Origin of the sequence: Epilithonimonas mollis, from assembly GCF_900142325.1 — a bacterium.
Lineage (GTDB): Bacteria > Bacteroidota > Bacteroidia > Flavobacteriales > Weeksellaceae > Epilithonimonas > Epilithonimonas mollis.
The window spans coordinates 681782-694855 of sequence record NZ_FRAM01000002.1 but is presented as its reverse complement, the minus strand read 5'-3'; the positions used below and the strand labels follow the sequence as shown (position 1 = coordinate 694855).

Sequence of the window (13074 nt, the reverse complement as noted above, 5' to 3'; positions counted from 1 at the left end):
TTCAATAGAATCTTTTAACATCGATTTCGGATTCGAGCTCAGCATTATTCTCTAAATAATCGTAAAGAATCTTTGAAAAATAGCTGCCATTGTAAACACCTCTCGCACCAAGTCCGTTGAAGATATAAAAATTAGGATGTTCCGGATGTCTTCCTAAGATTGGTCTTCTGTCTGCTACCGTTGCACGGAATGCAACATTGACAACCAGAATTTCGAACTCATTCTTATAAATTTCTTGCAGACCTCTTTTCAGATCTTCTACAGATTCATTATTTACAATCTCTGTTTTATCAAAACGGTCATAGGTTCCTCCATAATAATAACTGTTATTCTTAAGACTGAACAAAAAATATTTTTTCTTTATGATATAAGGATCAGCAGGGTTTTTCAGACGAATTTTAAGACAGTGTCCTTTATTGGCATCGATAGGAATATTTTTGAAAAACGGGTTTTTATTACTCGCTATTCCTTCACAAAAAACCAGATTTTTGAAAGAGATATTTTTATAAGAATTCGTTTCCACATTAACTGTCTGATGATCAAACTTTTCTTTTATTAAATAATTATTTGAATCCAAATAAGTAAGCATATCGATGAAAAAACCTTCTACATTAAGCCGGCACGATTGATCGACTGTTCCGGCTCCAAAAGGGTTTTCGATTGTATCCAGCGATATAAAATCCGGATTAAGGTAAAAGTTCAGATTTTCTTTCTGAGTGTTTTTTATCCATTGAACCTTTTCGGATTCATTATGAAAGATTCTGGTTACTTTTTCATTGATTAAATATCGTTTTCCCGTATAAGTTTCAATTTCATCAAAAATGATTTTAAGATAATCAACCTGTTCCTTTGATTTCCAGAATGTCGTGAATCGCTTCAGAATAACAGGATTGCAAATCCCAGCCGAAATCTGTGATGCAGAGATCCCTTCATCATAAAAAATCCTGAATGATTTATTTTCCTTTAATAATTGATGTGCAAAAAAAATCCCTGCAAACCCCGCTCCAACAATGATGTAATCTACTTTCTCCATAAATAAAAAAACCTGAGTAAATATACTCAGGTTTTTTTATTTGGAATATGAGAAATATTAGTAATTCCACATATCATTTTCCATTTGAAGAATCTGCGCTTTGATTCTGTCACTTTCTTCCAGCTGTCCATCAGCATCATTCGGGATATATTCATCAATAATACCGCTTCCACCTCTTCCAAGACCATTATCTGATTTGTAAATAATAGCGGAAAATCTTCTTGCATTCAGAACATCGTCAAACGTAATATCTGATGTAGAATTCTTGGCATTGAAGATATAGTTGCTTGACAACACCTGTCTCGCATCCGGATAATAAATCCAGAACAGATCAACCAAATCTCCTGTTTCGTTCATTGCTGCAGGATCTATCGGCGCCCCGGATTCTTGCATCTGCTGCATTCTTTCAGCCTTTAAAATAGCAGAATTCGGGTCTTCACCCATTGCTGCAATTCCAAGTAATCTGTATCTTAATTGTGCATCTCTTTTGTCAACATACCACATACCCATCAGTTTAAGCGCTTTTACCTTCTCTGTAGTAGTTTCTGCTGTTCCGACACTAGAGTCGACCACTGATCTGTTTACCTTATACCATGATCCGTCAAGATTTACGAGCATTGTTCCAGGCTCAATGGCTGGTGCTTTAGTTGTAACTTTTTTAGTCTTTTTCTTTTTACCTTTACCTGTAGTTACCGTTTCTTCGGTAGTTGTAGGCTGTGCGTTTCCATTATAAACTAAAACGTCCTGTAATCTGCTCTGATATTTAGCAAACAAAGTATTGACCTGCTTATCGTCACCGCCTTTCATGGATGTGAAATATTTCAGCAATCTCTGAACCTCTGCATTTTCAATTTTATTGGAATTAAGAGATTCTGTGAAATAATTATCAACCATTGGCACGGAAGTCTTATTAGCAATAGCTTCCGGAGTTAATCTCGATGTAAAATCATCACCATCATATACCTCTTTTATTTTCCCGGAGTTAACAGCTTCTAAAAGAACCTGATAGAGAGATTTGTTCTGAGAAACTAGTCCATCGGAATTATGATAAAAAGGCTGATTGATTTTATCATTCATATCAATAATTTCCCACACCACCATACTTCTCAATATGTCTTTATCTTCGATAAAACCATATTTAAGAGGTGCAATACTATCTTTCTTAATCTCGCGCTCTTCTCTGAAAGTCTGAGGCGAATTAGCATTCAGTATGTTTTGTCCGAAAGCCATTGTTGAAGAAAGACAAATTAAACTATATAAAATCTTTTTCATAATAAATATTGAAATATAATAAAATCGAGAAGTCTAATGATAACTAAAATTACAGCACACTAATCACTACTCCGCTGATGTTAGGCAATACGACTCCGCTTAATCCCTGAGCTGTTGCCTGAACATCGAATATTGCTACATTGTCACCAGATCTTAATCCTTTTGTTAAAGATTCAACCGGTGCTAAAGAATTTCCATTGACTGACAATGTTGCTTTTCCAGGAACTTTAACTTTGAAACTTACCACATTGAAACTTACAGGGAAGTCAAAATCTTTAAGCGTCGCCGTTAATGTCTGCTTAGAAATCATGTTAGCTGGCATGATATCATAGCTTTTCCCTCTGATTTCTCCTCTTGGTGGAGGTATATTTTTAATTCTAAAATCAAATCCTTGGGAAATAACTTTTCCACTTGGGGATTTTCCAGAAATTGTAAGCTTAACGGTATTACCTGATCCAGGCGTAACATTCCATTTACCTTTTCCTCCGCTAACCGAAGCTCCCGGAGCAGACAAAGTAGTAGCAGCAAGATCTGCGCCTAAAATTGCTCCTGAAACAGGATTGCTCAGACCTCTGTAAAGTACCATCATCTTATCTGCCTGAAGGATCGCACCATTTTGTTCTTTAAGGGCTTCAGCTCCGGAAACAACATTCAATGTGTGTGCATATGGTAATGTTATAACTTTTCCATTTTTATCTGTAAATGAAATCTCACCTCCGAATTTTTGCTCGCCTATAGACCCTGTATTAGGAATGATGATACCTTGTCCATTTTCAACTCTTTGTACTCCTGAAATTTTAAGGCCTGGAACATTACTAGCAAAAGTACCAATTGCAACTTTAATTTGTCCTGTCTCACCTTTCATAATTGAACTAGGTCCAGAAACCAAAGCTTCATAAGAGTTGAATTTAATATCAGCATCCACCTTTTCCTGCAACATAGAAGAAATTGCATCTGCCTGAAGATTTCTCGCTTCTGATTCAATCAATTCTAAGTTAGAAAGTGCAGCAATCAAAGGCTGATTATAGAACTTATACTGAAACCAGTTTTTCCCCCCTTTTGCTCTTTTATCATCCTTAGGAAACTCTGCCCAAAGATTTTTCTGAGCTCTTTCTGCAACACTTTTTAGTTGAGTATTATTCGAAAATTTAGTAACAATATAGTTTCTCAAGTCATCAACTTTATTTTTGAGCTCCGTAGATTTTGCAGAAATATTCTTTTCATCACCATCTTTGAAGAACAAAGTTGTAGCCGGCTCAGTATTATTAAGTGCCGTAAAACTTTCTTCAACAGCCAAACTAGTGTTATACTCTGCCTGAGTACTCATCTCTCCTTTGTAACCTTCAATCAGATTAACAAGAGCATCCGTTCTTGCAGCTAAATCTTCGTACTGAACTTGCAACGGTCCATATGCTTCCGGAGAAGTTTTTGCTTTCTCCTTTAGAGTCATATAAAAAATTTTATTTTTTGCTTCAACAATATCTTTTCTAGTGTTAGTCAAAGAATCATTGGTATCTTTATATGATCTGATGATTTCCTGATCGATCTGCATTGCTAGCATAGCAATGAAAACCAAATACATCAGGTTAATCATCTTCTGACGTGGTGTCTGTTTACCTCCTGCCATTTTAATAAAATAATTTTAAATTAAACAATAATTAAAATGATAGTGATTAAGACTTCATTGCGCTAAGCATACCACCATAAACTCTGTTAAGATTATTAAGATTAGTTGTCAAACCTTGTAACTCTTCATTGAATTTTTCTGATTGAGCTGCAGATTTCTGAATATCTTCAACATATTTTTTGCTGAATTCTGATTGCTTTTGTCCTTGCTCCAACTGAAGTGCATATAAGGCATTCATGCTCTCCAGGTGAGAAGCAGCCAAATTCAATTGTTCGTTATATTTATGTGTAGAAGCAGAAACATCTACTGTCTGATTGATCTGATCTACAGATGAAGAAAACTTATCGATTCCCCCTCTCAGTCTTTCGAATAAGCTTACATCCAGTTTAGCATCAGCCAACATTTTGTCAAGTTTATCAGACAATGAAAGCTCCAGTTCTTTATTTTCTACTTTGTTAACAGCTTTTCTCGGCTGTCTTTCTGCTGTGTCATCTAATAGTTCAGGATAAACATTTTCCCATGCATAGTTTTCTTCTGACTTAGGCGGATCAAAAGCAAAAAACAAGAAAATTAAAGCCTCAGTGATCAAACCGGCAGCAAGAGCAACGTTACCTGTGATAGGCCCGACATGCCAGTGTGTCATTTTGAATAAAGCTCCCAAGATCACGATAGCCGCACCAAATGAATAAACAAAATTTGTTATTGAATCTTTAGTTTTAAACATTTTTTTTTGAATTTTTAGTTAGTAATAGTTAGTTAATGTAATTGTTTATCTTGTATTTCTTTTGAATTTTCCTGCGCCTGTCGGAATATCCTGTATTGTTCTGAATCCGATATAGCTTCTTGCAGAATCTTTTCTTTCCCAATCTCTGTATCCGGTCATCAATAGATAACCAACATCTTTCCAAGAGCCGCCTCTTACTGTTTTTCTGACATCATTTTTCGATGCGCTTGAAGACAGGCTTGGATTCAGAGATGAAGAAAATTCGTATGCGGAATTACTGTAAGGAGATTCTGTCCATTCAGAGACGTTTCCTGCCATATCATAAAGGCCGTAACCATTTTTAGTAAATTTCTTAACAGGAGCTGTATAAGTATAAGTACCTTTTTTCTCATCTTCTATATAAGAACCTCTTTTAGGTTTGAAATTTGCCAGATAACAACCTCTGTCATCCTGCAGGTAAGGACCACCCCAAGGATATGTCGCATTTTGAATACCACCTTTTGCTGCATATTCCCATTCAGCTTCAGTTGGTAATCTGAAACGCATTGCTTTTTGCTTTTTCTTTTTACGACTGTTATTGTCATCTGTCTTCAGCTTTGTTCTAAAGTCACAGAATGCTCTTGCCTGATCCCAGGTTACACCAACAACAGGATATTCTTTATATGCATTGTGCCAGAAATATTGATCAAACAATGGTTCATTATAAGCATAGTTAAAATCTCTGACCCAAACTGTTGTATCCGGATAAACAGCAATACTTTCTTTTTTAAGATAGTTTGCATTTCTGTTTTTATCTTTGACAGCAGTCACTACATCTTCCCATTGGTAGTTATATTTTATTTTTGACCAATCGATGATTCGTTCGTTATTGATTCTCTTTTCAGCCGGCAGATACATTGATTCCAGGATCTCAGCATATTTTTCGTCCGGATAAGCTGATGTATTATATTGCAATGGAACTTTCCAGTCTAATTTTTTAGACTCGTCATAACCATCCCTACCACCTTGAGATTCTAAAAATTTCTGATAAGGAGTGGCTTCCTCACCTGTTTTTTTAGATGCATAGGCAAAGTCTCCAATGGAACCTCCATTCCCACCTTCGTCTCCTCCGCCTTCACCTGCTGCTTCAGCAAGCAAACCTCTTGCGATGGAATCTCTCACTGCATTTATGAAAACACGGTATTCGGCATTTGTAATCTCTGTTTCATCCATAAAAAAGGAAGAAACTGTTACTGTTTTCGGCATTGCTTTTTCCGGAGTACTTGCAAAATCCTGATCGGCCATACCCATAACAAACGACCCGCCAGGAATAGAAACCATCCCGTACGGTCTTTCTGCTATAAATGATTTTGACGATCCTCTTGGAACAAGTTCACCTTTTAGACCCGGCTTACCGGCATTTCCTTTGTTTCCCTTGGAACAAGAAATAACAACCGAAGCCGATAAAAATATAAGTAATATCCTTTTCATCCTATTTTAAAGAAATTAAGCGGTAAATATATAATTTTTTTTATGAATAATTATCAACTTTTAATGAAAACGTAATTTGTTAAAGAATATTTCACAAAACTACAAAATTATTCTACTGTTACTGATTTTGCAAGGTTTCTCGGCTGATCCACATTAGCTCCTCTTTCTACAGCAATATAATATGATAAAAGCTGAAGCGGAATGGAAGCCAATATCGGAGAAAAACATTCTGAAGTTTCAGGGATCTCTATAATATGGTCGGCCATCGCAGAAACCTGAGTGTCACCTTTGTTGACAACTGCAATTACTATTCCTTTTCTAGCCTTGATTTCCTGTACATTACTTACGATTTTATCGTAATGTCCGATTTTCGGAGCGATGATGACAATTGGCATATTCTCATCAATCAATGCGATCGGTCCGTGCTTCATTTCTGCTGCAGGATAACCTTCAGCATGTATGTAGGAAATTTCTTTTAATTTCAATGCACCTTCCAGAGCTGCAGGGAAATTATAACCTCGCCCCAGATAAAGGAAATTAGTCGCATCAGAAAATTTAGCTGCGATGGCTTTAACGTTTTCGTTTACAGAATTAAGGACATCTTCAACTTTTTTAGGAATTGCTTCTAGTTCTGTAATCAGCCTCATAAAATCAGCTCTTCCCAGATTGCCATTATGATTTCCAAGCTTAATTGCTATTAAAGACAATATAGTAAGCTGTGCTGTAAAAGCTTTTGTAGAAGCTACCCCGATTTCCGGCCCGGCATGTGTATATGATCCGGCATCTGTATAACGCGCTATGGAAGAGTCTACAACATTACAGATCCCGTAAACGAAAGCTCCTTTTTCTTTGGCTAATTTAATAGCCGCCATTGTATCAGCAGTTTCTCCTGATTGAGAAATCGCAATTACAACATCTTTGGAGCTTATAATTGGATTTCGGTATCTGAATTCTGAAGCGTATTCTACCTCAACAGGAACTCTGGCAAATTCTTCAATCAGATATTCTCCAATAAGACCTGCATGCCACGAAGTTCCGCAAGCGATGATAATGATTCTTTCTGCATTAGTCAATCTGTCTAAGTGATCCCAGATCCCAGCCATTTTGATGATTCCTTCATCCACAAGAAGACGACCTCTCATGGTATCCAGAATAGACTTAGGCTGTTCAAAAATCTCTTTTAACATGAAGTGTTCATAACCTCCTTTTTCTATCTGTTCAAGATTTAACCTGAGCTCTTGTATAGCAGGTTCAATCTTTGTATTTTCTTTTATAGTACGGATATCAACGCCCGATTCCAAAGAAATAGTTGCCATGTGTCCTTCTTCGAGATAAACAGCCTCCTTTGTAAATTCTACAAACGGAGAAGCATCAGAAGCCACAAAATATTCATTATCTCCGATTCCTACAGCCAGAGGCGAACCCAATCTTGCTACAACAAGCTGCCCGGGATAATCCTCGTGCATAACGGAAATGGCGTAAGCACCATAAACCTCGTTCAGTGCATAACGAACTGCTTCGGAAAAATCCAGTTCCGGTTCCTTATCCATAAAATATTGAATAAGATTAACCAAAACTTCTGTATCGGTTTCTGATCTGAATTCAAAATTTTTATTGATAAGCATCGTTTTGATGGTATCATAGTTTTCTATAATCCCATTATGCACAATGGCTATTTTCCCGTTATTAGAAAGATGTGGATGAGAATTGTTATCACTAGGAATTCCATGTGTTGCCCATCTGGTATGGCCCATTCCCAGTTTGGAAGTTTCTTTCAGATTTTTTGAAATAGCTACGAGATCATCTACTTTACCTTTGGTTTTTTTAAAATCCAGATCACCGTTCTGGGATTCCAAAATTACTCCGGCACTGTCGTATCCTCGATATTCTAAACGACGTAGTCCATTGATCACTACATCATAGGCGTCTCTAAATCCTGTATATCCAACGATTCCGCACATAATTTATTAGTTATTTTTTAGTGTATATTATTCTTAACTGAACATTCTTAGAATTAGTAGATATTTCATCCCCTATTTTACTTTTATCTGTTCCTGTCAATGCTAGTCTGAACGGGTTATATGCTCTGTCATTATAAGTCTGTCCCAGAAGTATTCCGGTTGACTGGTTAGCCAAATACGAACCCAGATCAATGATGAAATCTTTACCGTTATTTTTAATGATGTCATAGGAGGCGTCATCTTCTATAATCTTTTTTAGAGATGCGGTTATACCAATCTCGTAATAAGCGTCTTTTGTAGATAGATTGGCTGTTTTGACAAGTGAGTATCCTGCACTGGCCAACAGCGTCATATCAGGAAGGAATCTTTTAACCGTGTCTTTTTCCTTCACTAGCATGCTCGTCGGCTTCTTATATTTATTATCCCAGTTAGAGTTATCATTATATAGCCTGATCTTTGCAGATACAATTCCGATTTTATCATTTTTATACTGATTTCTCAATTTTATAATTGTTGAAACCGGAATTTTAACTCCGAAGCTGGCTCCTCCCATTCCCTGTGCATAGAGTAACTCATCACCAGTAGTATCATTCGGAGATCCTGCAGGCGATATTGTATTAAGATATGTGGAAGATCTATCATAAGTTATTTTACTTAAATGAACGTTGGATCCTCCGAGATTCAGAGTTGTTTCCTGTTTTGTTTTAGTAACCGTACCATCGGCAGCAGTTACATCATTTTTATAATAGATGGTAATTGCAGCATCATTAGGGGCCATCGAGAAAAGGTATCCTTCGTCCTCTAATACAGAAATACTGATTCCTCTGAAATATCTAATGAAAGATGCAGCATCTTTCAGCACCTGATTACCTTGTTTTGCAATAATCTTATTCTGGAAAAAAGCACTATCCAATTTCATCCTGAACGATGGATCTCTTTTAAGAATCTCAGAAGCATCTGAATCTTTTGTAATGGTCACAGAGTTCACAGTTCCGTCAAAGACTTTTGATCCAATTTTGGATCCCAGCGCAATTGTTTTATTAGAGTATAGTTTGTCAGATGTACCGCCAAGGAAATCATTTACCTCATGAACTTCCAGGGTAAACTTAGTTTTCTCAGTTCCGATTTTTGCCCGTCCATATTTTGCAACCGGATACGTTATCACAACTTTTTTTGCAGCCACCTGTCCGTCCGGATAGATATAATCCTCATTAGTTGTTGTAGTTGCCGAGTCTGCAGCAGTTTGATATTTTGGCTTCAAGGTGAGAACTACAGAATCCAGAACAGGATTTTTGCCAAAATCAGGATTATAGGCATTAAGCCTTACCTGTGTTATATAAGAAGCTTTCTGTCCGCCAAAAACCGGCTCTTTGAAAGCTCCGATCCTTACGCTGTCCAGCTTGCTGGCATCGGCGCGGATGGTGTCGTTATTGTTTATATTGTATCCTAACAGGGCATACACTTTGTCATAGGCTTCGGATTCGTTTACCAGTTGTGAACCCAGATTATCCAATTCTCCTTCACAAGAATTCAACACAATTATTCCCATCAACAATAAAGGAAATAATTTGATTAATGATTTTATTTTTGTCATTATGATTAATCAATAATAGTAATTAATAAACTTTGGCTATCGAATCTGCATTAAGATAATCGGATTTTTCAGCATCTGCTTTCCCATAAGCCTCCTCCAGTTTATCTTCCAAAAACTCATTTCCTTTTACGATAACATCAACATAGTTCATACTATCATTTACAAAATTCAGAAAGCTTGGATTATCTAACGACTGTAAACCCGAAATATTATCAAACTCAAGTATTTCTTTTGTATTCTGATTCAGTTGTATATCATCTTCATTATAAACAGAAAGTACAATTTTAGTATCTTTGAAATAAGAATCATCTTTATAATAAGTCTTCAGATAGATCGGTATCAGAGAAGACATCCAGCCATTCAGGTGAATAACATCCGGAACCCAATTCAGCTTTTTGATAGTTTCTATTACACCTCTGGCAAAGAAAACTGCTCTTTCATTATTATCCTCAAAAGCATTTCCTTCATCATCAAAATAATATTGCTTCCTCTTGAAATATTCTTCATTATCTATAAAATAAACCTGCAGACGCTCACCCGGCAAGGAAGCAACCTTGATGATCAGTGGCTGATCCAGATCATTAATAATAATATTCATCCCGGAAAGTCTGATCACCTCATGCAATTGAAATTTTCTCTCGCTGATCTGACCAAATCTAGGCATAAAAACCCTTACATCGTTACCCTCGCTATGCATTTTCAGTGCCATTTTGTGGACCAAGCTTCCCATATTGGTATCCTCCTGATAGGGATACATCTCCGTAGTAACGTATAAAATCTTTTGATTAGGCATAAAATTTACTTTAAACGAAGTACAAAAACTTCATTTTGCAAAATTACAAAAAATTAAATCAAAACATTTATTTTACTTAATATTAATACTTGTAAATAAAACCAACTAAATATCAAATAGTTAATATAATAAAAATGTTAAATTCCAATCGTTTTTAAAATCCTGAAGTTGTTTATATTCTTCACAAGTGATTTTAGCATTTCAAATACATAGTTTTAAATTCTATACAATTTATATTAAATCTCTGTGTTATCCGTTCAAAAAACCATTACCTTTGACTTATAATATCAATACTAATGCAGGTTTTTTACGACAGGGATTCGTTTTCAAGATACATCGACTCGCAGAAAGAAAATAGTAAAACCATAGGATTCGCTCCCACAATGGGTGCTTTGCACGCCGGACACATCTCACTTTATGAATTGGCAAGAAAGGAAAATGACATCGTTGTTTCTTCAATCTTTGTCAACCCGACTCAGTTCAACAATCCGCAGGATTTGGAAAAATACCCCAGAACCGTGGAAAATGATATCGAAAAGCTGAAAAATTCCAATTTTGTAGATGCCGTTTACATTCCCGGGACAGAAGATATGTATCCTGATGGAATGAACAGAAAACATTATGATTTTGGCGGAATCGAGAACGAAATGGAAGGCGCCGCAAGACCTGGTCATTTTGATGGTGTCGGAACGGTGGTTGAAGAACTTTTCCGACAGGTCAAACCTGACAATGCCTATTTTGGCGAGAAAGATTTTCAACAACTGAAAATCATCGAAAGATTAGTGGAAGTTTTAAATCTGAATATTAAAATTCATGGTGTTAAAATCCATAGAGAAGAAAGCGGACTCGCCATGAGTTCCAGAAATATGCGCCTCTCTCGGGAAGAAAAAAAAGCTTCTGCCATGATATACAAAACGCTTAGAACTGTGGATGACTGGTTTCGTGTGATATCAATTCCGGAAATAAAAAAAAGAGTTGAAGACATTTTCCGGAGAGATGACATGGAGCTGGAATATTTTCTGATTGCTGATGAAGACACTTTGAAAGAAACCGATATTTTCTCAGCTGATAAAAACTACAGGGCTTTCATCGTTGTGAATGTTGGTGATGTACGGTTGATCGACAACATGCATCTGAAATAAAAAAGAAGCTTCTTTTACAAGAAGCTTCTACACCAAATCACAAAATATTAATATGAAAAAAATTTACTTGCGTAAATTGTGACTCGGCTGGGATTCGAACCCAGGACCCATACATTAAAAGTGTATTGCTCTACCAGCTGAGCTACCGAGTCTTTCTAATTAAAACTAATTAAGAAATATTTTTGCAGTGCCTGCGACTGGACTCGAACCAGCACATCCTTAGGAAACCACCCCCTCAAGATGGCGTGTCTACCAATTTCACCACGCAGGCAAAAAAAAACCGTATCGCTACGGATTTTTTGCTGTGACCTGGCTGGGATTCGAACCCAGGACCCATACATTAAAAGTGTATTGCTCTACCAGCTGAGCTACCAGGTCGGCCACTTTATAATCTTGCAACTGTTGTTGTTCCGATTAAAGTGGTGCAAAGATAAGGCTTTTTTTAAAATCTCAAAATTTTTTTAGAACTTTGTGTAAAATAAAATTATGATAATTTCTCTCCTCGGATATATGGGAAGCGGTAAATCTCACGTTTCCAAAAACTTGAGTAAAAAATTAAATTTTCCGTTGGTTGACCTTGACCAAAAAATTTCTGAAGAACATCAGCAAAGCATATCCGAAATCTTCCAAAGCAAGGGCGAAATCTACTTCCGCAAAGAGGAAAAACGAATTCTGGACTCTGTACTTGACACGGAAAACAATATTATACTAAGTCTTGGTGGTGGAACGCCTGTCTACTATGACAACATGGAGATCATCAACAAAAAATCCAAAAGCATCTTTCTGAGAGCGTCCGTGAGAACGCTTACGGAACGGGTTCTGCTGCAGAAAAATTCCCGCCCGTTAATCAACAAACTGGAAGACAATGACATCCCGGAGTTCATTGCCAAACACATTTTTGAAAGAAATCCTTACTATTCGAAAGCACATTTTTCAGTAGATACAGACGCCAAAACCGCGGGAGAAATCTCTGATGAAATCATCGGGCTTTTAAAAATTCAGTCTTCATCCTGATCATTTTCTGAGAAAAAAACATCCCAATCCTCGCTATCCATATCAGCAGAAGAATCATTAGAGGAAAAGTCATCCATCTCTCTTCTGTCTTTTTTCGTAGGTCTGCCAAGTCCTTTTTGCCTGTAATAATCCTGTGCTGATTTTCTCATCTTCAGGATTTCGTACTGTTCTTTCTCCGTCATATCGACGACGTACAGAGGAACTAACTTTGCTCCTACTCTGCTTTTCGGTACATCTGTAACTTTTATTTTGTATTCGATCTGATTTTTTTTTATTTTAATGACATCACCTGCTTTCACCTCTTTGGAAGATTTTACAACATTTTCACCAATGCTCACCCTGTTCTTTTTAATTTCTTCTGCTGCGATGTTTCTGGTTTTATAAAATCTCACACTCCATAAAAATTTATCTATTCTCATAATTTTTTATACTTTTGTCACGTTA

11 protein-coding genes and 3 tRNA genes are annotated in these 13074 nt (G+C 36.6%); 2 read left to right on the top strand and 12 right to left on the bottom strand.

Annotated elements, in window-relative coordinates:
- Position 1: 1 nt before the first annotated feature.
- From BUA97_RS10710 to BUA97_RS10675, 8 genes are all read right to left on the bottom strand, one after another.
- Entirely contained in the window at positions 2-1033 is a 1032-nt protein-coding gene (locus BUA97_RS10710) for an NAD(P)/FAD-dependent oxidoreductase (RefSeq protein ID WP_072997856.1), read from the bottom strand.
- A gap of 57 nt (positions 1034-1090) precedes the next feature.
- Positions 1091-2305 (bottom strand): type IX secretion system ring subunit PorN/GldN, encoded by a 1215-nt coding sequence (gene porN / locus BUA97_RS10705; protein WP_072997854.1) that lies wholly within the window; start codon positions 2303-2305, stop codon positions 1091-1093.
- Between the two features lie 49 nt (positions 2306-2354).
- Positions 2355-3932 (bottom strand): type IX secretion system motor protein PorM/GldM, encoded by a 1578-nt coding sequence (porM, locus tag BUA97_RS10700; RefSeq protein ID WP_072997851.1) that lies wholly within the window; start codon positions 3930-3932, stop codon positions 2355-2357.
- 46 nt (positions 3933-3978) lie between these two features.
- A complete protein-coding gene (porL, locus tag BUA97_RS10695; RefSeq protein ID WP_072997849.1) occupies positions 3979-4656 on the bottom strand; it encodes a type IX secretion system motor protein PorL/GldL in 678 nt (225 codons plus the stop codon).
- A 45-nt stretch (positions 4657-4701) separates the two neighbouring features.
- On the bottom strand, positions 4702-6126 hold the full coding sequence (gene porK, locus BUA97_RS10690; RefSeq protein WP_072997847.1) for a T9SS ring complex lipoprotein PorK/GldK: 1425 nt from the start codon (positions 6124-6126) through the stop codon (positions 4702-4704).
- 107 nt (positions 6127-6233) lie between these two features.
- Positions 6234-8087 (bottom strand): glutamine--fructose-6-phosphate transaminase (isomerizing), encoded by a 1854-nt coding sequence (gene glmS, locus BUA97_RS10685; RefSeq protein WP_072997845.1) that lies wholly within the window; start codon positions 8085-8087, stop codon positions 6234-6236.
- Positions 8088-8097: 10 nt separating this feature from the next.
- Positions 8098-9681 (bottom strand): DUF4270 domain-containing protein, encoded by a 1584-nt coding sequence (locus BUA97_RS10680; protein ID WP_245795884.1) that lies wholly within the window; start codon positions 9679-9681, stop codon positions 8098-8100.
- A gap of 22 nt (positions 9682-9703) precedes the next feature.
- Positions 9704-10474: a glycogen/starch synthase gene (locus tag BUA97_RS10675; RefSeq protein ID WP_072997841.1), complete on the bottom strand. Its 771-nt coding sequence runs from the start codon at positions 10472-10474 to the stop codon at positions 9704-9706.
- Between the two features lie 296 nt (positions 10475-10770).
- On the opposite strand from BUA97_RS10675, the gene panC reads away from it, so the two are divergent.
- Positions 10771-11616 carry a pantoate--beta-alanine ligase gene (panC, locus tag BUA97_RS10670; protein WP_072997838.1) on the top strand — a complete coding sequence of 282 codons (846 nt, stop codon included), beginning with the start codon at positions 10771-10773 and terminating at the stop codon, positions 11614-11616.
- A gap of 79 nt (positions 11617-11695) precedes the next feature.
- Here panC and BUA97_RS10665 read toward each other — a convergent pair.
- The 3 genes from BUA97_RS10665 to BUA97_RS10655 all read right to left on the bottom strand — a co-directional run bounded on the left by BUA97_RS10665 (position 11696) and on the right by BUA97_RS10655 (position 11994).
- Positions 11696-11768, bottom strand: a tRNA-Lys gene (locus tag BUA97_RS10665).
- Between the two features lie 36 nt (positions 11769-11804).
- A tRNA-Leu gene (locus BUA97_RS10660) sits at positions 11805-11887 on the bottom strand.
- 34 nt (positions 11888-11921) lie between these two features.
- Positions 11922-11994, bottom strand: a tRNA-Lys gene (locus BUA97_RS10655).
- A gap of 108 nt (positions 11995-12102) precedes the next feature.
- Here BUA97_RS10655 and BUA97_RS10650 point away from each other — a divergent pair.
- Positions 12103-12630: a shikimate kinase gene (locus BUA97_RS10650; RefSeq protein ID WP_072997836.1), complete on the top strand. Its 528-nt coding sequence runs from the start codon at positions 12103-12105 to the stop codon at positions 12628-12630.
- On the opposite strand, the gene BUA97_RS10645 is transcribed toward BUA97_RS10650, so the two are convergent.
- On the bottom strand, positions 12615-13049 hold the full coding sequence (locus BUA97_RS10645) for an RNA-binding S4 domain-containing protein (RefSeq protein WP_072997833.1): 435 nt from the start codon (positions 13047-13049) through the stop codon (positions 12615-12617). The genes BUA97_RS10650 and BUA97_RS10645 overlap by 16 nt on opposite strands.
- Positions 13050-13074: the final 25 nt, after the last annotated feature.